This window comes from Arthrobacter oryzae (genome assembly GCF_030718995.1).
Lineage (GTDB): Bacteria > Actinomycetota > Actinomycetes > Actinomycetales > Micrococcaceae > Arthrobacter > Arthrobacter oryzae_C.
The window spans coordinates 2,606,968-2,626,691 of sequence record NZ_CP132204.1; the positions used below are offsets into that span (position 1 = coordinate 2,606,968).

At 65.9% G+C, this 19,724-nt stretch carries 20 protein-coding genes and 1 tRNA gene; 14 read left to right on the forward strand and 7 right to left on the reverse strand.

What is annotated here, in order from left to right; all coding sequences use genetic code 11:
• Positions 1-4: 4 nt before the first annotated feature.
• From Q8Z05_RS12010 to Q8Z05_RS12020, 3 genes are all read right to left on the reverse strand, one after another.
• Positions 5-409, reverse strand: coding sequence for an NUDIX hydrolase (locus tag Q8Z05_RS12010; protein ID WP_305939865.1), 405 nt, complete (start codon positions 407-409; stop codon positions 5-7).
• Positions 406-894, reverse strand: a complete 489-nt coding sequence (locus Q8Z05_RS12015) for a DUF6314 family protein (protein ID WP_305939866.1) — start codon at positions 892-894, stop codon at positions 406-408. Before Q8Z05_RS12015 ends, Q8Z05_RS12010 begins: the two co-directional genes overlap by 4 nt.
• 1 nt (position 895) lies before the next feature.
• Positions 896-968, reverse strand: a tRNA-Arg gene (locus Q8Z05_RS12020).
• A gap of 85 nt (positions 969-1,053) precedes the next feature.
• Between Q8Z05_RS12020 and Q8Z05_RS12025 the strand changes: the two genes are divergently transcribed.
• Positions 1,054-1,854 carry a DUF998 domain-containing protein gene (locus Q8Z05_RS12025; protein ID WP_305939867.1) on the forward strand — a complete coding sequence of 267 codons (801 nt, stop codon included), beginning with the start codon at positions 1,054-1,056 and terminating at the stop codon, positions 1,852-1,854.
• Here Q8Z05_RS12025 and Q8Z05_RS12030 read toward each other — a convergent pair.
• On the reverse strand, positions 1,829-2,449 hold the full coding sequence (locus tag Q8Z05_RS12030) for a hypothetical protein (protein WP_305939868.1): 621 nt from the start codon (positions 2,447-2,449) through the stop codon (positions 1,829-1,831). The genes Q8Z05_RS12025 and Q8Z05_RS12030 overlap by 26 nt on opposite strands.
• A 96-nt stretch (positions 2,450-2,545) precedes the next feature.
• On the opposite strand from Q8Z05_RS12030, the gene Q8Z05_RS12035 reads away from it, so the two are divergent.
• From Q8Z05_RS12035 to sucD, 5 genes are all read left to right on the forward strand, one after another.
• Positions 2,546-3,394: an inositol monophosphatase family protein gene (locus tag Q8Z05_RS12035; RefSeq protein WP_305939869.1), complete on the forward strand. Its 849-nt coding sequence runs from the start codon at positions 2,546-2,548 to the stop codon at positions 3,392-3,394.
• Positions 3,395-3,456: 62 nt separating this feature from the next.
• Positions 3,457-5,940 carry a DNA helicase PcrA gene (pcrA, locus tag Q8Z05_RS12040; protein WP_371745976.1) on the forward strand — a complete coding sequence of 828 codons (2,484 nt, stop codon included), beginning with the start codon at positions 3,457-3,459 and terminating at the stop codon, positions 5,938-5,940.
• Between the two features lie 14 nt (positions 5,941-5,954).
• Positions 5,955-6,662 (forward strand): hypothetical protein, encoded by a 708-nt coding sequence (locus tag Q8Z05_RS12045; protein ID WP_305939871.1) that lies wholly within the window; start codon positions 5,955-5,957, stop codon positions 6,660-6,662.
• Between the two features lie 224 nt (positions 6,663-6,886).
• Positions 6,887-8,056, forward strand: a complete 1,170-nt coding sequence (sucC, locus tag Q8Z05_RS12050) for an ADP-forming succinate--CoA ligase subunit beta (RefSeq protein ID WP_305939872.1) — start codon at positions 6,887-6,889, stop codon at positions 8,054-8,056.
• Between the two features lie 11 nt (positions 8,057-8,067).
• A complete protein-coding gene (gene sucD, locus Q8Z05_RS12055; RefSeq protein WP_305939873.1) occupies positions 8,068-8,970 on the forward strand; it encodes a succinate--CoA ligase subunit alpha in 903 nt (300 codons plus the stop codon).
• A 175-nt stretch (positions 8,971-9,145) separates the two neighbouring features.
• Here sucD and Q8Z05_RS12060 read toward each other — a convergent pair whose 3' ends face one another.
• From Q8Z05_RS12060 to Q8Z05_RS12070, 3 genes are read right to left on the reverse strand one after another with little or no spacing between them, the layout of a single operon-like run.
• Complete coding sequence (locus Q8Z05_RS12060) at positions 9,146-9,619, reverse strand: SRPBCC family protein (RefSeq protein WP_305939874.1); 474 nt, start codon at positions 9,617-9,619, stop codon at positions 9,146-9,148.
• A complete protein-coding gene (locus Q8Z05_RS12065) occupies positions 9,616-10,158 on the reverse strand; it encodes an SRPBCC family protein (protein WP_305943549.1) in 543 nt (180 codons plus the stop codon). The genes Q8Z05_RS12060 and Q8Z05_RS12065 overlap by 4 nt, the downstream gene beginning before the upstream one ends.
• The gene (locus tag Q8Z05_RS12070) at positions 10,158-10,517 is read right to left on the reverse strand and encodes an ArsR/SmtB family transcription factor (RefSeq protein WP_305939875.1); all 360 of its coding nucleotides are present in this window, start codon (positions 10,515-10,517) and stop codon (positions 10,158-10,160) included. Before Q8Z05_RS12070 ends, Q8Z05_RS12065 begins: the two co-directional genes overlap by 1 nt.
• A 189-nt stretch (positions 10,518-10,706) precedes the next feature.
• On the opposite strand from Q8Z05_RS12070, the gene Q8Z05_RS12075 reads away from it, so the two are divergent.
• The 8 genes from Q8Z05_RS12075 to Q8Z05_RS12110 all read left to right on the forward strand — a co-directional run bounded on the left by Q8Z05_RS12075 (position 10,707) and on the right by Q8Z05_RS12110 (position 19,715).
• Positions 10,707-11,111 carry a tautomerase family protein gene (locus Q8Z05_RS12075; RefSeq protein ID WP_305939876.1) on the forward strand — a complete coding sequence of 135 codons (405 nt, stop codon included), beginning with the start codon at positions 10,707-10,709 and terminating at the stop codon, positions 11,109-11,111.
• A 207-nt stretch (positions 11,112-11,318) separates the two neighbouring features.
• Positions 11,319-12,320, forward strand: a complete 1,002-nt coding sequence (iolC, locus tag Q8Z05_RS12080) for a 5-dehydro-2-deoxygluconokinase (RefSeq protein ID WP_305939877.1) — start codon at positions 11,319-11,321, stop codon at positions 12,318-12,320.
• Positions 12,317-13,267: a Cgl0159 family (beta/alpha)8-fold protein gene (locus Q8Z05_RS12085; RefSeq protein ID WP_305939878.1), complete on the forward strand. Its 951-nt coding sequence runs from the start codon at positions 12,317-12,319 to the stop codon at positions 13,265-13,267. The genes iolC and Q8Z05_RS12085 overlap by 4 nt, the downstream gene beginning before the upstream one ends.
• Before the next feature lie 39 nt (positions 13,268-13,306).
• A complete protein-coding gene (gene iolD, locus Q8Z05_RS12090; RefSeq protein WP_305939879.1) occupies positions 13,307-15,235 on the forward strand; it encodes a 3D-(3,5/4)-trihydroxycyclohexane-1,2-dione acylhydrolase (decyclizing) in 1,929 nt (642 codons plus the stop codon).
• 45 nt (positions 15,236-15,280) lie between these two features.
• Positions 15,281-16,798, forward strand: coding sequence for a CoA-acylating methylmalonate-semialdehyde dehydrogenase (locus Q8Z05_RS12095; RefSeq protein WP_305939880.1), 1,518 nt, complete (start codon positions 15,281-15,283; stop codon positions 16,796-16,798).
• A 37-nt stretch (positions 16,799-16,835) separates the two neighbouring features.
• Positions 16,836-17,747, forward strand: coding sequence for a sugar phosphate isomerase/epimerase family protein (locus tag Q8Z05_RS12100; protein ID WP_305939881.1), 912 nt, complete (start codon positions 16,836-16,838; stop codon positions 17,745-17,747).
• Between the two features lie 35 nt (positions 17,748-17,782).
• Positions 17,783-18,796 (forward strand): Gfo/Idh/MocA family protein, encoded by a 1,014-nt coding sequence (locus Q8Z05_RS12105; protein ID WP_305939882.1) that lies wholly within the window; start codon positions 17,783-17,785, stop codon positions 18,794-18,796.
• A 46-nt stretch (positions 18,797-18,842) separates the two neighbouring features.
• Complete coding sequence (locus tag Q8Z05_RS12110) at positions 18,843-19,715, forward strand: sugar phosphate isomerase/epimerase family protein (protein WP_305939883.1); 873 nt, start codon at positions 18,843-18,845, stop codon at positions 19,713-19,715.
• Positions 19,716-19,724 lie beyond the last annotated feature (9 nt).

Consider the following 19,724-nt stretch of genomic DNA (forward strand, 5'->3'; position numbering starts at 1 on the left):
GAAACTACCTGCGGCCGGCGGCGAGGGCAGGCAGGATGTGGTCCGTCAACAGGGGTGCAAGGTCGGCCGGCAGTTCTCCGGCCAGGTCCAGCCAGCGGATTTCGGCTATCTCCGCGGACGGGTGCGCATGCCAGGTTCCGGGGGCGGTGAAAACCGTGGCCTCGATGTCCGTTGCGGCCTCGTTGGCGGCGTCGGCCAGCCACACGCCCATGAGCCGGAGATCCTCCGGCGCCACCACGATGCCCACTTCCTCCAGCAGTTCACGGGAGGCGGCCTGGGCTGCCGTTTCGCCGGGTTCGGGTTTGCCGCCCGGGTGCATGAACTTGTCCGTCCCGCGCTTGCGGACGGTCAGGAGGCGGCCGGCGTCGTCGTAAACGCAGACCGCGGACACCACGATGCGGTCCCTCATGCCGCCGACCCCGGCTCATCCGATCCCGGCCTGAGCCGGCGCAGGGTCGATTCCAGGAGCAGGTCCTTCCGCGGTCCCTGGACATCCCAGGCGTAGCTGAATTCGTCGGGACCGCGGCGGGCATACGTCACGCGGTAGGTGTCCGGATCACACCAGTGCTGGTCCTGGCTGGCCGCTTCCCGGAAGCTCATCCGGTGGAACGGCCGCCCGTCGGGGAAGGCCATGTCCATTGCATCGGGGGAATCCGCAGGCTGCAGCATGTAGTCGCGGCTGGCGGGGCCCGCGAAACTCCCGCCGTCCGGAGCAGGCCAGCGCATGGTGCCTTCTTCGTGGAAGTCGAGGCCGCCGTCGTCGTCCCTTGGGGAAAAGCGGGTCACACCGGTGAAAGTCCCGCGGGCGCCGGAGCTGCGGTCCCACAGGGTGCGGTCCACGGACCAGCTGCCCAGCAGGTAGGCACGCAGGTCGGTTAGCGGCGGGAAGTTCAAGTGCCCTCGATTGGAATCGAACCAACGACACCGGCTTTAGGAGAGCCGTGCTCTATCCACTGAGCTACGAGGGCGGGCGCCCGAAGCGGTTGGCACAGGCCGTCCTGTTCGGGCACGGATACAAGCATACAAGGTGACGGCCCGTACTACGCTCTTGGCATGACTGCAGCAACACCAGCAACTTCCTACCGGGCCGGATTCCTCCCGGATATCGCGTCCAGGCGCGAATATTTCGGGGCGTGGGCGGAGCTCAGCGTGTTGCAGTACTTCGTGGCCGAGTCCGCAGTGATCGCGGCCTGGGCCGGTCCGGAGCCCTATGACCGCCGGACCGGCTACATCAGCGACCTCGGGGCCGTCCATTGCGGAACCTATGAAGACCGGGACGTCTGTTCGCCCTTGCACCTGCTGATGAATGCCTCGTTCGTGGTGCAGGGACTGGGCATGCTGGTGGGGGCCCTGCTCCTCAGCTCAGCCCTCCTGTGCGTCGCCGCCCGGCCCGGCGTCCGGCTCGCCGTCGGCAGCGGCCACCGCGTGCCATGGTTCACGGCCCTCGGCGCCAAAGTCCTGACGTTCACCGCAGGGACCGGAACCATCATCGTGGGACTGGTGCCCGAAGACGCCGGATTGTTCGCGGTGCACCTGACCGGGGCCCTGATGTATTTCATCGGGGGAGCGCTGGCGCTGCTGTTGCTGGGGGTGCTCTGGCGGAGGCAGTCACCCCTGGGCTGGTTCATCCTTGGCTGCGGAGCGGTCTCGTTTGCGGCGCTGGTCATCGGCGGGGTCACGGGAATGGATGTCCCGGAGCCGGGCACCCTGGAGCGGTTCATGGGATATCCGGTGACCATCGGCCTGGCAGCAGCGGGGCTGGTGATCGCCCAGCGCGTCCGGCAGGAACTCAGGGCGGAAAAAACTGCGCGGGCAGCCGCCCGGGTAACTACTTCCGCGGCCTCCGGCCAATAAACACGGCAGCGCCGCCGGCCACCAGGCTCAGCACCAGCAGCACCCAGCCAGTGACGGTGAGGGTGGAGGCCAAAGCAACCTGCCCGGCGTCGGCCGTTGACGCGGACATCATCGAATCGATGGCGGCGTTCCCCCACAAGCGGACGGCTGCGAACAGGAGCGGGAGCGCCCAGAGCGCCCAGCGGAGCGCCTTGCGCGCAACGTTCGTCCCGATCAGCAGCAGCCAGGTGAAAGCGAATATCAGCGGGAACAGGGTGCCGGCCGTTTTGTGGAGGTAGTTGAGCTGGCCGCGGGCGTCCTCGTTCATGGCCGCCCTCAGCCGGTCAACGAATCCCTGGTCAAAGCCGCCCACCAGCGAGTCCGGCATGGGCACGCCGCCCGAAAGCTGGGTGAGCTGGTTCAGCGTCAGCAAATGCAGGTACCAGAACAGGAAGAGGCTGGCCACCACCCCTGCGATGAGGATCAGGCTGCTGTTGTTCTGCGCCTTCTCCGGCGTCCGTTGGGTGGTGGGGTTGATCACCGGCGGCAGGTGGTGCTGGGGAACGGACGCCTTGGCGCCGTGTTTCTTGATCCGCTGTGCTGGTGTCTTGGCCATGCGTTCATTATCGCTGTTCCTGTTCCTGTTCCCTGCCTGTGTGGCCTGTTCCTTGTTGCTGTTCATGGGCCGAAGGACCCCTATAGGCTGGGACGCGTGACGGAACTTGGAAGACACAAACTTGGCAGGCACAGCGCGGCGGAACTCAACGCGGGACTGGACGACTACCAGCTGGCCGAGGCGCTGGTCCGGGAAGCCGGGATGCTGGCGCTCATGATGCGGCAGGGCGGCCTGGAAGGGCAGCAAAAGACGTCAGTGTCCGATGTGGTTACGGCCGCCGACCATGCCGCAGAAGCCTATGTGCTGGAGCAGCTGCGGCGCTGCCGGCCGGATGACGGCATCCTGGGGGAGGAAGGCGCCTCCGTCGAGGGGAGCAGCGGGCGGACCTGGGTGATCGACCCCGTGGACGGCACCTACAACTTCCTGCACGGCTCCACCTACTGGTGCTCCGCGCTCGCGCTCAAGAGCGCGGCCGGCACCGTCCTCGGCGCCATTTTCCAGCCCGAAGAGGACAAACTCTGGCTCGGCGGGACCACCCGTCCCGCAACCCTCAACGGTGAACGGCTCACCTCCTTCCAGGACGACGGCGGAGCCAGGCCGCTGAAGCCCCTGGCCGAGCAGGGGGCAGCCACGTACATCCACCCGACGTGGCTCGCGGACCCGCTCTGCGCCATGCCCTGGCACGCGGCGGCCACCGCTGCAGCGGCGCTGCGGATGTTCGGATCAGGATCCTGCGACCTGGGCAGGGTGGCCGACGGCGAACTGGACTGCTGGTTCCAGCACAGCTGTCCCGAATGGGACTGGCTGCCCGGGAAGGCCATTGTGCTCGCCGCCGGCGGAGTCGCCGAGACGGTCCGCGTCAACGGACTGGAATGGTTCATGGCGGGCGGGACGACGGCGGTCATGCAGCTCCGGACCGCCCTTGAGGCCGGCTCGGTGGAGTGAGCCTGCCGGCCGGCCCGGACGATAGTGTCGGCCCCACCGCCTAGACTTGTAGCACCATGGATATGTTGTTTGACCCGTATGCTGACGGACCGTTCAAGGCTGCCCCGCAAGCGGCAGCGCTCACCAAGTCGCGCCCGGGGGACGCACAAAATCCGGCAGGCTACGGCAGCGGAGGGCCGGAATCCGAAGACCACCGGCGTCCGAAGCTGCCCGGCGCGGACGAACTCCTGCAGGGCCTCAACCCGCAGCAGGAAGAGGCAGTCAAGCACGCCGGCAGCGCGCTGCTTATCGTCGCCGGAGCCGGATCAGGCAAGACACGCGTGCTCAGCAACCGGATCGCCTACCTCATCGCCACCCGACGTGCCCATCACGGTGAGATCCTGGCCATCACCTTCACCAACAAGGCCGCTGCGGAAATGCGGGAACGCATCGAGGCCCTCGTCGGGGGCCGGGCCAAGATCATGTGGATCTCCACTTTCCACTCGTCGTGCGTGCGCATCCTGCGGCAGGAAGCGGCCAACGTCGGGCTGAAGTCCAACTTCTCCATCTACGATTCGGCGGACTCCCTGCGGCTGGTCACCCAGGTGTCCAAGAGCCTGGACCTGGACCCCAAGAAGTTCGCGCCCAAGGCCATCCAGCACAAGATCTCGGCGCTCAAGAACGAGCTCATCGACGCCGATTCCTATGCCTTGTCCGCCAACCACAACGATCCCTTCGAATCCGCCGTGGCCGACGTCTTCAAGGGCTACACCCAGCGGCTGCGCCAGGCCAACGCCATGGACTTCGACGACCTCATTGCCGAGACCGTGTACATGTTCCGGGCCTTTCCCGCGCTCGCCGAGTCCTACCGCCGGCGCTTCCGGCACGTCCTGGTGGACGAATACCAGGACACCAACCACGCCCAGTACGCGCTGGTCCGCGAAATCGTGGGCGAAGGCCCCGGGGCGTCCGAACTCACTGTGGTGGGTGACTCGGACCAGTCCATCTATGCCTTCCGCGGCGCGGACATCCGGAACATCGTGGAATTCGAAAAGGACTACCCCGAGGCGCGCACCATCAAGCTGGAGCAGAACTACCGCTCCACCCAGAACATCCTTTCGGCCGCCAACTCGGTGATCTCCCGCAACCCCAACCGCCCGGAGAAGCGGCTGTGGACGGCCGAGGGCGAAGGCCACAAGATCATCGGCTACGTGGGCGAGAACGAACACGACGAAGCGCAGTTCATCGCCAAGGAAATCGACCGGCTCCAGGACGAGGACAACCTCCGCCCCGGTGACGTCGCCATCTTCTACCGCACCAACGCGCAGTCCCGTTCCATCGAAGACGTGCTGGTGCGCGTCGGGCTGCCGTACAAAGTGGTGGGCGGCACGCGCTTCTACGAGCGCAAGGAAATCAAGGACGCCCTCGCGTACTTGCGTGTTCTGGTCAACCCTGACGATGACGTCAATCTGCGCCGGGTGCTCAACGAACCCAAGCGCGGCATCGGCGACCGCGCCGAAGGCGCCGTGGCAGCACTGGCAGAGCGCGAACGGACGTCGTTCATGGCCGCCGCCCGCCGCGCCGACCAGGCCCCCGGCATGGCCACCCGCTCAGTCAACGCAGTTCTCGGATTCGTGAAACTCCTCGACGACCTCGCCGAAGTGGCCAGCGGCTCGGGGGCGGCCGCCGCCCTGGAAGCCGTCCTCGAGCAGACCGGCTACCTGGCCGGCCTGCGGTCCAGCACCGATCCCCAGGACGAGTCCCGGGTGGAGAACCTTGCGGAACTCGTCGCCGTCGTCCGCGAATACGAACAGGAGAACCCCGAAGGCTCCCTGGGCGCCTTCCTGGAACAGGTGTCGCTGGTGGCTGACGCCGACCAGATCCCGGACGCCCCGGGCGCGGATATCGACGCCGCTGTGGCGGAAGCCAAACGGCTGGGCGTCGTGACGCTGATGACCCTCCACACCGCCAAGGGGCTGGAGTTCCCGGTGGTGTTCCTCACCGGCATGGAGCACGGCCTCTTCCCGCACCAGCGTTCGGCCACCGACCCCAAGGAGCTCGCGGAGGAACGCCGGCTGGCCTATGTGGGGCTCACCCGTGCCCGGAAGCGCCTTTACGTCACCCGTTCGGAAGTCCGCAGCATGTGGGGCCAGAGCCAGTACAACCCGGCCAGCCAGTTCATCGAGGAAATTCCGGCCGAGCTGGTGGAATGGCGGCGCGAAGGAACCAGCCGGCAGGTGGGCGGCTGGGGGAGCGGTGCTTCCATCGGGTCCAGCCGCTACGGCGGTTCGTTCTGGGGCGCGGGCACCGCCCGCGGCAACGCGCCGAGCCCGTCGGCAGGCTTCAACGCCGATGTGCCCGCCGCCGTCGCGAAGAACCGCGTCCAGCCGCAAAAGGAAGTAGTGGCCGTCAGCGTGGGGGACAAGGTCAACCACACGAGCTTCGGGAACGGCACGGTCCTGGCCGTTGAAGGCGCAGGGGACAAGACCGTGGCCAAGGTGAAGTTCAGCGTCGGCGAAAAGAGGCTCCTGCTGCGGTACGCGCCGCTGACCAAGATCGATGCGTAGCGCCGACAGGCATAATGGAGCCCATGCGACGGACTGTACCGGGGATCCTGGCCGCCCTCATCCTGCTGGCCTGCACGGCGTGCACCATCACCCAGGAGGACCCGGACTACGTTCCGCCGCCGCCGCTCCCCGCGCTGGAGCAGCTCGAACAGGCTCCCGTGACGGACGCCACCCGGTTCTCTGCGGGGGACGGCGTCCTCAGCTTCGTCACTGCCGATCACAGCGCCGTCTGCTCGCTGACCTCGGCGCGCGGCGAGCACCTCAACCTGCCGTACGAGCAGAACGCCTACAGCGACGCTGCCAACAACAAGCTTGCGATCGTCCCCGTGGCACACTGCGAGCTGGCCGTGTATCCCAAACCCGAGGCTGCGGACGTCACGGACGACTGTGCCGGCACTGGCCTGGGCTACCTTGGCGGCGTCGCGCTGCTCACGCCGGACAAGGCCGGCTACGGCGAGTGCCGCTCCGGCGTCACGCAAATGGAAGCTGAATTCGGGCCCAAGGGCAGCAGGAACGGGCCGGTTGCCGGGCTGCCCGTGCTGGAGGAGGGACAGAACCTCGAACGCAACGGCCTGCGCTGCTCGGCGTACAACGGCGGAGTGGCCTGCGGAAACGTGTCTGCGGGGGTTGGCTTCTTCGTTTCGCGGGACCGTTACGAACTAATTTCCGACGGCGGCAAAAAGACCGCAGGGACGCCCTCAGGGGCGCCAAAAACCCCGTAATCTAGCGGTTTTTCTACGCTTCATAGAATAGTGTCCTTACTCACATAACGGGTACTCTGGAACGGGCCGGTCCGCAGGAAGGACTAGAGTTCCCAAAGGAGCATTGCGCCGTGTGGCTCGTTTCCAAGCCTGTCGCAGGGTGCGTTTATTCCGCAGCCCGGTAACCGCGATTACGTGGGGTCCGGCTGTACAGAAACTACTTCGACGTAGAAGGACACTAAACCGTGGACCTGTTTGAATATCAGGCGCGCGATATGTTCGAGGCGCACGGTGTACCCGTGCTTGCTGGCATCGTGGCGCACACCCCTGAAGAAGCAAAGGCAGCTGCCGAGAAGATCGGCGGCGTAACTGTCGTCAAGGCACAGGTTAAGGTCGGTGGCCGCGGAAAGGCCGGCGGCGTTAAGGTCGCAAAGACCGCCGATGAGGCGCTGGAGCACTCCACCAACATCCTGGGCATGGACATCAAGGGCCACACGGTCAACAAGGTCATGATTGCCCAGGGCGCGGACATTGCCGAGGAATACTACTTCTCCGTCCTTCTGGACCGGGCCAACCGCAACTACCTGGCCATGTGCTCGGTTGAAGGCGGCATGGAAATCGAACAGCTCGCCGTCGAACGCCCCGACGCCCTGGCCAAGGTTGCCATCGATCCCGCAGTGGGCATCGACCAGGCCAAGGCTGACGAAATCGTTGCAGCCGCAGGCTTCGCTGAGGAACTGCGCGGCAAAGTCGCCGCCGTGATCCTCAAGCTCTGGGACGTTTTCAAGAAGGAGGACGCCACCCTCGTGGAGGTCAACCCGCTGGTCAAGACCGGCGCGGGCGACATCGTGGCCCTTGACGGCAAGGTCTCGCTGGACGAGAACGCCGAGTTCCGCCACGCCAAGCACGCCCTCTTGGAGGACAAGGACGCTGCAGATCCGCTCGAGGCCAAGGCCAAGGCGCAGGACCTGAACTACGTCAAGCTGGACGGCGAAGTGGGCATTATCGGCAACGGTGCCGGCCTTGTGATGTCCACGCTGGACGTTGTTGCCTACGCAGGTGAAAACCACGGCAACGTCAAGCCCGCCAACTTCCTGGACATCGGCGGCGGAGCCTCCGCCGAGGTCATGGCAGCCGGCCTCGACGTCATCCTGGGCGACGAGCAGGTCAAGTCCGTGTTCGTGAACGTCTTCGGCGGAATCACCGCCTGTGACGCCGTGGCCAAGGGCATCGTCGGAGCACTGGCCGAGCTGGGCCACTCCGCGAACAAGCCGCTGGTCGTCCGCCTCGACGGCAACAACGTCGAGGAAGGCCGCCGCATCCTGGCCGAGGCCAACCACCCGCTGGTTACCCTGGCCGCCACCATGGACGAGGGCGCCGACAAGGCCGCCGAGCTCGCCAACGCAGCTAAGTAAAGGGACGCACCATGTCTATCTATCTGAACAAGGACTCCAAGGTCATCGTCCAGGGCATCACCGGCGGCGAAGGCACCAAGCACACCGCCCTGATGCTCAAGGCCGGCACCAACATTGTGGGCGGCGTCAACGCCCGCAAGGCCGGCACTACGGTCCTGCACGGCGATGCTGAAATCAACGTTTACGGCACCGTCAAGGAAGCCATGGCCGAGACCGGCGCCGACGTCTCGATCGTCTTCGTCCCCCCGGCATTCACCAAGAACGCCGTCGTAGAAGCCATTGAGGCCGGCATCGGCCTGGTCGTTGTCATCACCGAAGGCGTGCCGGTCCAGGACTCCGCCGAGTTCTGGGCACTGGCCCAGGCCACGGTCGACGCCGACGGCAAGCAGGTCACCCGCATCATCGGGCCGAACTGCCCCGGCATCATCACCCCGGGCGAGGCACTGGTGGGCATTACCCCGAACAACATCACGGGCAAGGGCCCCATCGGCCTGGTGTCCAAGTCCGGTACCTTGACCTACCAGATGATGTACGAACTGCGCGACCTGGGCTTCTCCACCGCCATCGGCATTGGCGGCGACCCCGTCATCGGCACCACGCACATTGATGCGCTCGAAGCCTTCGAGGCCGACCCCGAAACCAAGGCGATCGTCATGATCGGCGAAATCGGCGGCGACGCCGAAGAGCGTGCCGCTGATTACATCAAGGCACACGTCACCAAGCCGGTTGTCGGCTACGTGGCAGGCTTCACCGCTCCGGAAGGCAAGACCATGGGCCACGCAGGCGCCATCGTTTCCGGTTCCGCGGGCACCGCCCAGGCCAAGAAGGAAGCCCTCGAGGCTGCCGGCGTCAAGGTCGGCAAGACCCCGTCCGAGACCGCCAAGCTCCTGCGCGAAGTCTACGCAGCACTGTAGGTCCTGCCCCTAAGGCTAGAACTGCACACAGTACGACGGCGTCCGGCCGCCTTCCCCAGTGAAGGTGACCGGACGCCGTCGTTCTTTAACCCGCAGTTCCCGGCCGCCCACCTCCGGGGCAGCGCGAGCGGACAGTTGCGGCCCCGGGCGGAGGGGCCCGAAGTGTCCGTTCGCGCTATGTGGCGAGGAGTTCGTCCAGCTGCTCGTAGCCGGCGGCAATGCCCGCTTCCATGCCGTCGGCGAGGAACTTCGCACGGGCCTCGACGCTGGGGTACACGGACCTGCCGGTGAGTTTGGAGCGGCCGCCCGGGAGGTCTTCGAACGTAGCGAATTCCAGGGTGACCACATCAGGGTATCCCTCGTACTCGAAGGTCTGCAGCACGAAAGTATTCTCGCGGACCGTGTGGAAGACTCCGCGGAACGCGTGCTGGCGGCCGTCCCTGCCCTCCTGGACGAAGCGGTACATGCCGCCGGGACGGCAGTCGAACTCGTCAATCCGCGTGCTCAGTTCCCGCGGCCCGATCCACTGCCGGAAAACTTCCGGATCGGAGTGGGCCCGGAAGACCGCTGCCGCCGGGGAATCAAACTCCCGTTCGGAGTCCACATAGGGCGCATTCTCCGGGGCCACCAGTTTCAGTGCGTTGCTCATGCCGTGACCTTTCCGGCATCCGGCTGGCCGGTGGTGGACGTGCCCGCGGCGGACGTGCCCGTGGCGGCGCCGCCGAGGAGCTCGTCGAGACGCTCGTAGCCCTCCGTGATGCCGCCCTCCATGCCGGACTGCGCCATGCCGTCGCGGGCCTCCTGGCTGGGGTAGACGGAGTGGCCCGTCAGCCGGCACCGTCCGCCGCCGAGGTCCTCAAACGTCATGTACTCCAGGCTGACCACGTCCGGGTAGCCGCCGAATTCGAACGTTTGGATGGCGAACTCGTTTTCGCGCACGGTGTGGAAGACACCGCTGAATTCGTAGGCCACGCCGTCGGGCCCCGTGTGCAGGTAGCTGTAGCTGCCGCCGGTGCGGAAGTCGTAGTGGTCGATGTCCATCTTGAGTCCCCGGGGGCCGAGCCACTGGACAATCAGGTCCGGCTCCTTGTGGGCGCGGAACACGTCCGCTACGGGAAAATCGAACTCGCGCTGATAGTCGATGAAGGGCTGCCCCTCCGGAACAGTGAGTTTCAGGGAATTGCTCATCATGATTCCTTTACCTGCGGGCCGCGTTCCGCGGCTGTGGAACGAAGCACGGCGTCAAGGCTGCGGAACTGCCCCTCGCGGACCAACCGGTACTGGTCGATCCATGCGGTGAGTGCCTCCAGCCGTGCGGGGTTCAGGTGGACGGGCCTGCGCTGGGCATCACGCGTTCGGGTGACCAGTTGTGCCTGCTCGAGGACCTGGATGTGCTTCGAGACCGCCTGCTTGGTGATCGCGAAGGGTTCCGCCAACTCGTTGACGGTGGCCGGGCCCCGGCTGAGCCGGGCGATGATGCGGCGGCGGACAGGATCGGCAAGGGCCAGGAAGGCTGCGTCGAGCAGTCCGTCGTCGCCGGTGTCCATGGCCTGCAATCACCCCGTCCCGCCGTTACCCGTCAAAGAATCCGTGTAATCAATCAATTGCTTTATCAACCTGTTGATTGTTTAAGGCTACGCCTCGAAGCCGGCCGCGGCAAGAGGGGGCCTCTGATGCCTTGCACTGAAACTACATACTTTGTTAGTATGTCAGGACAAACTACTTTAGGAGCTACGGTGCCGCTGGTACGAATTGATGTCAATCAGGGGCGCAGCCCCGAGGATCTGCGCCGAATCAGCCAGGGGATCCACGATGCGATCCTGGCCGAGTACGGCATTCCAGAGCGCGACTACTTCCACGTCCTCACCGAGCACCCCCGCGGGCAGATCTTTGCCCAGGATGCGGGGCTCGGCTTTGAGCGCACGCCCGATGTCGTGATGATCCAGATCTTTACCCAGAGTGGCCGGACCCAGGAGGCAAAGCAGGCCCTCTTTGCCGCAATCGCCGGGAAGCTGGCGGACCAGGGAGTGGCCGGCGAGGACGTGTTCATCGGCTATGTGGAAAACAGTGCCGGCGACTGGTCGTTCGGCTTCGGACGGGCCCAGTACGTCACCGGCGAGCTGGCTGTGCCGCGGAAATAGCACTGCTTCCCGCTCCTGTTGAGCTGCCCGAAAGGGCTCATTTGAAGCCGCTATGCCAAGTTGTAAATATGTCAGTACAAACCTTTGACAGGACAATAATTCTAGGGCAAAGTAGTGGTTGTGGCCCCGCTCACGGGGGCCCGCCAGGAACCGGAGCTCTATCCGTTCAGAGGTACAGAGTTCAAACCAGAAAGGTCCGCGATTACCGTGACCCACGAACTGCTCACGATCGGGCGCATCAGCGTTGATATCTACCCGAACGACATCGGGGTGGACCTGGAGGACGTCACGTCCTTCGGAAAGTACCTCGGCGGATCACCCTCCAACGTGGCTGTCGCAGCCGCCCGGCACGGCCGCCGGACCGGAGTGATCACACGCACCGGAGCCGACGCCTTCGGAAAATACCTTCACCGCGAACTCCGGAAATTCAACGTGGACGACACCTTCGTCACGCCGGTGAAGGAATGGCCCACCGCAGTCACGTTCTGCGCGATCAAACCTCCGGAGGACTTCCCGCTCTACTTCTACGGACGTTTCCCCACCGCCCCGGACCTGCAGATCAAGGCCGAGGAACTGGACCTCGACGCCATCCGGGACGCACGGATCTTCTGGTCCACTGTCACCGGGCTGTGCCAGGAGCCCAGCCGCGAGGCGCACATCAAGGCCCACGAGGCGCGCCCGCACGCCGGCCTCAAGGAAGGCCAGTACACCATCCTTGACCTTGACTACCGTCCCATGTTCTGGGCATCGGAAGAGGAAGCCCGGGCCCAGGTGGCCAGGATCCTGCCGCATGTCACGGTCGCCATCGGCAACGACAAGGAATGCGCCGTCGCAGTGGGGGAGGGAACCCCGGACGAGCAGGCAGACCGGCTCCTGGCCGCCGGCGTCGAGATCGCCGTCGTCAAGCTCGGCCCCGAAGGCGTCATGGCCAAGACCCGCACCGAGCGTGTGGTGTCCGCCCCCGTTCCGGTGGAGACAGTCAACGGACTCGGCGCCGGCGACTCGTTCGGCGGAGCGTTCTGCCACGGCTTGCTGTCCGGCTGGAGCCTCGCCGAGGTCCTCGACTACGCGAATGCCGCCGGCGCCATCGTCGCCTCCCGCCTGTCCTGCGCCGACGCCATGCCGACGCCGGACGAGGTCACCTCGCTGCTGGCTGAACGCGGCCGCCTGGTGCCTGGCCAGTTTGCCACCGAAGGAGCAGCGCTGTGACCCTCACGCCCCTCGCCTCGAACAATGCCCTGGACGACGACCCCCGCCGGTACGCGCACCTGAGCACCATCCGCCTGGAGGACCCGGACGCCGTGGCCCGCGCTGCCAAGGCGCGCCGCCGCCACCCCGGCCTGAAGTACGGCCGGCAGAACTTCATCGTGGCAGCCGACCATCCGGCCCGCGGCGCCCTCGCAGTCGGCAACGACCCCGTGGCCATGGCGGACCGCCGCCAGCTGCTGGACCGGCTGCAGATTGCGCTGGCCAACCCGGACGTGGACGGTGTGCTTGCCTCCCCGGACATCATGGACGATCTCCTGCTGCTTGGCGCGCTCGACGGCAAGCTGATCTTCGGATCGATGAACCGCGGCGGGCTCTCCGGCCTGGTCAACGAATTTGATGACCGCTTCACCGGCCACACCGCCGCTGCACTGGAGGCTCTGGGAGCCGACGGCGGCAAGATGCTCACGCGTATTTGCCTCGGAGACCCGGACACCGTGTCGCTTCTGGAGGCGACGGCCAAGGCCATCGACTCGCTCGCGGAGCGCAAGCTGATCGCGATGGTGGAGCCCTTCCTGTCCGTCCGCGAAAACGGCAAGGTCCGCAACGACCTGTCCACCAACGCGGTCATCAAGTCCATCGCCATCGCCGAAGGCCTCGGCTCCACCAGCGCCTACACCTGGATGAAGCTGCCCGTGGTGGCCGAAATGGAGCGCGTCATGGCTGCCACCACCATGCCCACGGTGCTGCTGGGCGGAGACCCGGAAGGCACCCAGGACGAGGTCTTCGCAACCTGGGGAGCCGCCCTGGCCCTTCCCGGCGTGCAGGGCCTTACCGTCGGCCGGACACTCCTGTACCCGCAGGACGGCGACGTCGCCGGCGCCGTGGCCACCGCCGCCTCCCTCCTTAACCACACGGCATCAGCCCGTACCGCAGAAGTATCGGAGTAACTTCCCATGGGGACGAATACAGGAACTGCAACACGCAGGATGACGGTCGCCCAGGCCGTCGTCGAATATCTTTCCAAGCAGTACACCGTTGATTCTGTCGGCGGGCTGGACTACCGCGAACGCCTGATCCCGGGTACGTTCGGCATCTTTGGCCACGGCAACGTTGCCGGCGTGGGCCAGGCCCTCAAGCAGTACCAGGCCGCCGACCCGGCGATCATGCCGTACTACCAGGGCCGCAACGAGCAGGCGCAGTCCCACCAGGCCGTGGGCTACGCCCGCCACACCCGGCGCCGCCAGACGTTCGCCATCAGCACCTCGATCGGTCCCGGTTCCTCGAACCTGCTGACCGGGGCGGCATTGGCCACCACCAACCGCCTGCCGGTATTGCTGCTTCCCAGTGACACGTTCGCCACCCGCGCGGCTGACCCGGTGCTGCAGCAGCTCGAGCAGCCTCACGCGTACGACATCACCGTCAACGACGCCTTCCGGCCGTTGTCCAAGTTCTTCGACCGCGTCTCCCGGCCCGAGCAGCTGTTCTCCGCGTTCCACCACGGACTGCGGGTCCTGACGGATCCGGCGGAAACCGGCGCCGTCACCATCTCCCTGCCGCAGGACGTCCAGGCGGAAGCCTTTGACGTGCCCGAGGAATTCCTGGCCGAGCGGGAATGGCGGATTCGCCGCCCCGATGCCGACGACGAGGACATCCGCCGTGCCGCCGAGGCGATCCGCGCCGCGAAGCGCCCGCTGATCATCGCAGGCGGCGGCGTCCTTTACGCCTTCGCCAACGACGAACTCGCGAAGTTCGTCGAACTCACCGGCATCCCGGTGGGCAACACCCAGGCTGGCGTCGGCGTCCTGCCCTGGGACCACAAGTACTCCCTTGGCGCGATTGGCTCCACCGGCACGACGGCGGCCAACGCCATCGCCGCCGAGGCGGACCTGATCATCGGGATCGGCACCCGCTACGAGGACTTCACCACCGCGTCCCGGACCGCGTTCCAGAACCCGGACGTCAAGTTCATCAACATCAACGTGGCTGCGATCGACGCGTACAAGCACGGGACCACGCTGCCGATCGTGGCAGATGCACGCAAGGCCCTGGTCAAGCTGAACCAGGCGCTGGGCGGCTACCGCGTCGGCGCCGACCTGGAGCAGCAGGTCGCTGCCGAGAAGAAGCGCTGGGACGCCACGGTTGACGAAGCGTTCGACACCCGGTTCACGCCGCTGCCGGCCCAGAATGAAATCATCGGTGCCACCAGCCGGGCCATGGACGCGGCCGATGTTGTCATCTGCGCCGCCGGTTCACTGCCCGGTGACCTGCACAAGATGTGGCGGGTCCGCGACCCGTTCGGCTACCACGTCGAATACGCCTACTCCTGCATGGGCTACGAAATCCCCGGCGGGCTCGGCGTGAAGCGCGCGGCCCTGGCGGAAGCCGCAGCCGGGGGCCAGCAGCGCGACGTCGTGGTCATGGTGGGGGACGGCTCCTACCTGATGATGCACACCGAACTGGTCACCGCCGTCGCCGAGCGGATCAAACTGATCGTGGTCCTGATCCAGAACCACGGCTACGCCTCCATCGGCTCCCTCTCCGAAATGCTCGGTTCGCAGCGGTTCGGCACCCAGTACCGGGCCCTGAACGAGGAACAGCACAGCTTCGACGAAGGCGACACCCTGCCGGTGGACCTGGCCCTGAACGCCGAAAGCCTCGGCGTGAAGGTGATCCGGATCGAACCGGGGGAGAAGGTCATCGCCGAACTCGAGCAGGCCATCCGTGACGCCAAGGCGGCCCCGGAGCGTGGCGGACCCATCCTGATCCACGTCGAATCCGACCCCCTGCTGGACGCCCCGAGCTCCGAATCCTGGTGGGACGTCCCCGTCTCCCAGGTCTCCGACCTCGACTCCACGCAGCAGGCGTACAAGACCTACACCGACCACAAGAACCGCCAGCGCAAGCTGCTGGGCTAACGCCCGGACACGCTGCCGCCTTTCAATCACTCAAGGAAGAGTCCCATGACTACCACCACGCATCAGAGCACGGCCACCATCAACCATTTCATCAACGGCGCAGAGACCGCCGGCGAAGGCACCCGCACCCAGCCCGTCTACAACCCGGCCACCGGCCAGGTCTCTGGCGAGCTGCGGCTGGCCAACCGGGCGGACCTGGACGCCACCGTCGCCGCCGCGCGCGCCGCCGCCGACAGCTGGGGGGACATCTCCCTGGCCAAGCGCACCGCCGTTTTGTTCAAGTTCCGTGAACTCGTGGCCGCCCATGTGGACGACCTCGCCGAACTGATCACCGCCGAGCACGGCAAGGTCCTCTCCGACGCCAAGGGCGAGATCGGCCGGGGCCTGGAAGTCATCGAGTTCGCCTGCGGCATCCCGCAACTGCTCAAGGGCGACTACTCGGACCAGGTCTCCACCGGCATCGACGTCTTCTCCTTCCGCGAACCCCTCGGCGTCGTCGCCGGCATCACGCCGTTCAACTTCCCCGTGATGGTGCCGCTGTGGATGGCCCCGATGGCCATCGCCACCGGCAACGCCTTCATCCTCAAGCCCTCCGAACGGGACCCCTCCGCGTCCATGCTGCTGGCCAAGCTGTGGAAGCAGGCCGGCCTGCCCGACGGCGTGTTCCAGGTCCTGCACGGCGACAAGGAAACCGTTGACGGCCTGCTGACCCACCCGGACGTGGACGGCATCTCCTTCGTCGGCTCCACTCCGATCGCGCAGTATGTCCACGAGACCGCCACCAAGCACGGCAAGCGCGTCCAGGCCCTGGGCGGGGCAAAGAACCACGCCATCGTGCTGCCCGACGCCGACCTCGACAACGCCGCCGACCACCTCGCCGCGGCCGCCTTCGGTTCCGCCGGGGAACGCTGCATGGCCATCTCCGTCGCCGTCGCCGTCGGCGAGGCCGCCGACCTGCTGGTCAAGAAGGTGGAGGAGCGCGCCCTCGCCGTGAAGGTCAACAACGGCACCGCGCCCGACGCCGAAATGGGCCCGGTCATCACTCCCGCTTCCAAGGACCGGATCGTCAAGATCGTCACCGAAGCGGAGGCCGCCGGCGCCGCCATGGTGGTGGACGGCCGCGATCTTGTGGTCCCGGGCCACGAGGAGGGCTTCTGGGTCGGACCCACGGTCCTGGACCACGTCAAGACGGGAATGACCGCCTACACCGAGGAAATCTTCGGACCGGTCCTCGTCGTGGTCCGCGTGGAGGACCTGGATGCCGGCATCGCCCTGATCAACGCCAACCCCTACGGCAACGGCACCGCCATCTTCACCTCCTCAGGCGCCAACGCGCGCAAGTTCCAGCGCTCGGTGACCGTGGGCATGATCGGCATCAACGTGCCGCTGCCCGTGCCGGTGGCCTACCACTCCTTCGGCGGCTGGAAGGCCTCGCTGTTCGGCGACAAGCACATCTACGGCCCCGAAGGCGTTTCCTTCTACACCCGTGGCAAAGTAGTCACGTCACGCTGGCCCGAGCCCACCCACGCCTCGGGTGCCTCGTACAACTTCCCGTCCAACTGATCCCCGCCGCCGGTAAGAAAAGAGAGACAAAGCTGTCATGACCGACAACAAGCTGATCATCGGCACCGCACCGGACTCCTGGGGCGTCTGGTTCGCGGATGACCCCAAGCAGACCCCGTGGGAGCGGTTCCTCGACGAAGTGGCCGAGTCGGGCTACAAGTGGATCGAACTCGGCCCCTACGGCTACCTGCCCACCGACCCCGCCCGGCTGGCCGAGGAGCTCAAGCAGCGCGACCTGAAGGTCACGGCCGGAACGGTTTTCACCGCGTTCCACCGCGGCCTGGACCAGTGGGAGGCTGCCTGGGAGCCGGCCCGCAAGGTCGCCGAACTCACGGCGGCCATGGGCGGCGAGCACATCGTGGTCATCCCGGCCATGTGGCGTGATGACGTCACCGGCCAGGCCGTGGAAAGCGGCCAGCTCACCGAGAAGGCCTGGAGCGACCTCTTCTCCGGGCACAACCGGCTGGGCAAGACCCTGCTGGAGGACTTCGGCCTGAAGCAGCAGTTCCACTCCCACGCCGATTCCCACGTCGGAGCCCAGGAGGACATCGAAACCCTCCTGGCCGCAACGGACCCGAAGTACCTGAACCTGTGCCTGGACACCGGCCACGCCGAATACTGCGGGGCCTCCAGCCTGGAGCTCATCAAGAACTACCCGGACCGCATCGGCTACCTGCACCTGAAGCAGATCAACCCGGACATCCTCAGGAAGGTCAACGAGGAAAACATGACCTGGGCCGCGGCAAACCTTGCCGGCGTCATGACCGAGCCGCCGAACGGGCTGCCGGACCTGCGCGCCGTCATCGAAGCAGTGGAGGCACTCAACCGCCCCATCTTCGGCATCGTGGAGCAGGACATGTACCCGGTGGCCTTCGACGTCCCCATGCCGATCGCCAAGCGCACCCGCAACTACCTGCTGTCCTGCGGCTCCCGCACGGCAGTCAACTAACAGCCGCCCAGGCACCGAAACGTAAGGAAAGAACAATGACTGAAACCCTTCGCGTCGCCGTCATCGGCGCCGGCCGCATGGGCGCGGACCACATCCAGCGCCTCAGCAAGCGGATCCACGGCGCTGAAGTTGCCGCCGTCGTCGACGTAGACCTGGCGCGTGCGCAGGCAGCCATCGAAGGCATCCCGGGCGCAGTAGCCCTGGCTGACGCCGACGAGGCCCTCAACAACGGAGACGTCAACGCCGTCCTGATCGCCACGCCCGGCTTCCTGCATGAGGACATCCTGCTGAAGGCCCTCGAAAAGGACATCCCGATCCTCTGCGAGAAGCCGCTCACGCCCGACGCCGAGTCGGCCTGGAAGATCGTCCAGGCCGAGGAAAAGCTGGGCCACAAGCGCATCCAGGTGGGCTTCATGCGCCGCTTCGACGCCGAATACGCAGCCTTGGGACAGGTCATCCACGACCACGAGCTGGGCGAACTGCTGATGCTGCACCACCAGCACCGGAACCCCACCACTCCGGCAGGTTTCACCAACGAGATGCTGATCAATGACTCGGTGGTCCACGAGTTCGACGCCATCAGGTTCTTCACGGGCGAAGAGATCACCAGCGTCCAGGTCCGGCTGGGCAAGGCCACGAAGAACGCCCCGGCCGGCCAGCACGATCCCCAGCACGTCCTCGTGGAAACCGAGTCCGGTGTCCTCGCCGACGTCGAAATCTATGTCAACGCCAAGTTCGGCTACGAAGTGGCCACGCAGGCGTCCTTCGAAGACGGCATCGTCAGCATCGGCGGCGACAAGGGACCCTACACCCGCAGCGCCGGCCGCTGGGGCGGCAACGTCACCCCCGGTTTCGAAGAGCGTTTCGGTGCCGCGTACGACGTCGAAATCCAGTCCTGGGTGGACGCGGCACTCCGCGGCGAAATCGGCGGCCCCACCGCTTGGGACGGCTACGCCACTGCGGCATGCTGCGAAGCCGGCGTCGAAGCGCAGAAGAACGGCGAAAAGGTGGCCGTGAAACTGAACGCCAAGCCCGCCCTCTACAGCTAAGCCAACCCGGTTCGAAATCTGACTCATCCACAATGGAGTGTTCCACGTGAAAATCGCACTTGATCCAACGCCGTTCCACCACTCGCACACCCTGCTCGAATTTCCCCGGGTGGTGGCCGACCTCGGCTACAAGTACATGCAGATGACCCCGCACGCCGACTTCATCCCGTTCTACAACCACCCGAAGGCCGACGACGAACTGGTAAGCCAGCTCAACAAGGCCTGCAAGGACGTGGGGGTCGAGATCGCGTCCGTACTGCCAGTGCTCCGCTGGTCCGGGCCGGATGAGGATGCCCGCGAAGCAGCCGTCCGTTACTGGAAGCGTGTCATCCAGATCACCGTGGACCTCGGCGTCGGCACCATCAACACCGAATTCAGCGGACGCCCGGAGAAGGCCGAAGAATCGGAACGCGCCTTCTACCGCTCCATGGAAGAACTGCTGCCCATCATCGAACGCGAAGGCCTCGACGTCCTCATCGATCCGCACCCGGACGACTTCGTGGAAGAAGGCCTGGCCGCCATCCGCGTCATCCGCGGCCTGAACTCCAAGAACGTTGGCCTGGTCTACGTGGCCTCCCACAGCTTCCACATGAAGAACGAGCCGCTGGACATCATGCGCGCCGCGGGGGACAAGCTCCGGCTGGTCCACGTTGCCGACACCATGAACCACCACGCCTCGCACGGCCTGCGCTACATCACCAACCCGCCCGGCAACCCGGTCCGCGTCCACCAGCACCTGAAAATCGGCGACGGCGACGTGAACTGGGAAGAATTCTTCGGCGGCCTGCAGGAAATCGGCTTCCTGGATCGTGAAGACACCGTGATGGTGTCCAGCGTGTTCGCCGAAGACGAGAACGCCGCGGAGGTTTCCCGCTTCCAGCTGGACACGATGAATAACTACATCGCGAAAGCACGGTAGCGGCTGCCC

Excerpts from the sequence above, each read along its gene's own strand:
- Q8Z05_RS12010 (WP_305939865.1), bottom strand. The coding sequence starts at position 409 with ATGAGGGACCGCATCGTGGTGTCCGCGGTCTGCGTTTACGACGACGCC.
- Q8Z05_RS12025 (WP_305939867.1), top strand. The coding sequence starts at position 1,054 with ATGACTGCAGCAACACCAGCAACTTCCTACCGGGCCGGATTCCTCCCG.
- Q8Z05_RS12030 (WP_305939868.1), bottom strand. The coding sequence starts at position 2,449 with ATGGCCAAGACACCAGCACAGCGGATCAAGAAACACGGCGCCAAGGCG.
- pcrA (WP_371745976.1), top strand. The coding sequence starts at position 3,457 with ATGTTGTTTGACCCGTATGCTGACGGACCGTTCAAGGCTGCCCCGCAA.
- Q8Z05_RS12045 (WP_305939871.1), top strand. The coding sequence starts at position 5,955 with ATGGAGCCCATGCGACGGACTGTACCGGGGATCCTGGCCGCCCTCATC.
- sucD (WP_305939873.1), top strand. The coding sequence starts at position 8,068 with ATGTCTATCTATCTGAACAAGGACTCCAAGGTCATCGTCCAGGGCATC.
- Q8Z05_RS12060 (WP_305939874.1), bottom strand. The coding sequence starts at position 9,619 with ATGAGCAACGCACTGAAACTGGTGGCCCCGGAGAATGCGCCCTATGTG.
- Q8Z05_RS12065 (WP_305943549.1), bottom strand. The coding sequence starts at position 10,158 with ATGAGCAATTCCCTGAAACTCACTGTTCCGGAGGGGCAGCCCTTCATC.
- Q8Z05_RS12070 (WP_305939875.1), bottom strand. The coding sequence starts at position 10,517 with ATGGACACCGGCGACGACGGACTGCTCGACGCAGCCTTCCTGGCCCTT.
- iolD (WP_305939879.1), top strand. The coding sequence starts at position 13,307 with ATGACGGTCGCCCAGGCCGTCGTCGAATATCTTTCCAAGCAGTACACC.
- Q8Z05_RS12095 (WP_305939880.1), top strand. The coding sequence starts at position 15,281 with ATGACTACCACCACGCATCAGAGCACGGCCACCATCAACCATTTCATC.
- Q8Z05_RS12100 (WP_305939881.1), top strand. The coding sequence starts at position 16,836 with ATGACCGACAACAAGCTGATCATCGGCACCGCACCGGACTCCTGGGGC.
- Q8Z05_RS12105 (WP_305939882.1), top strand. The coding sequence starts at position 17,783 with ATGACTGAAACCCTTCGCGTCGCCGTCATCGGCGCCGGCCGCATGGGC.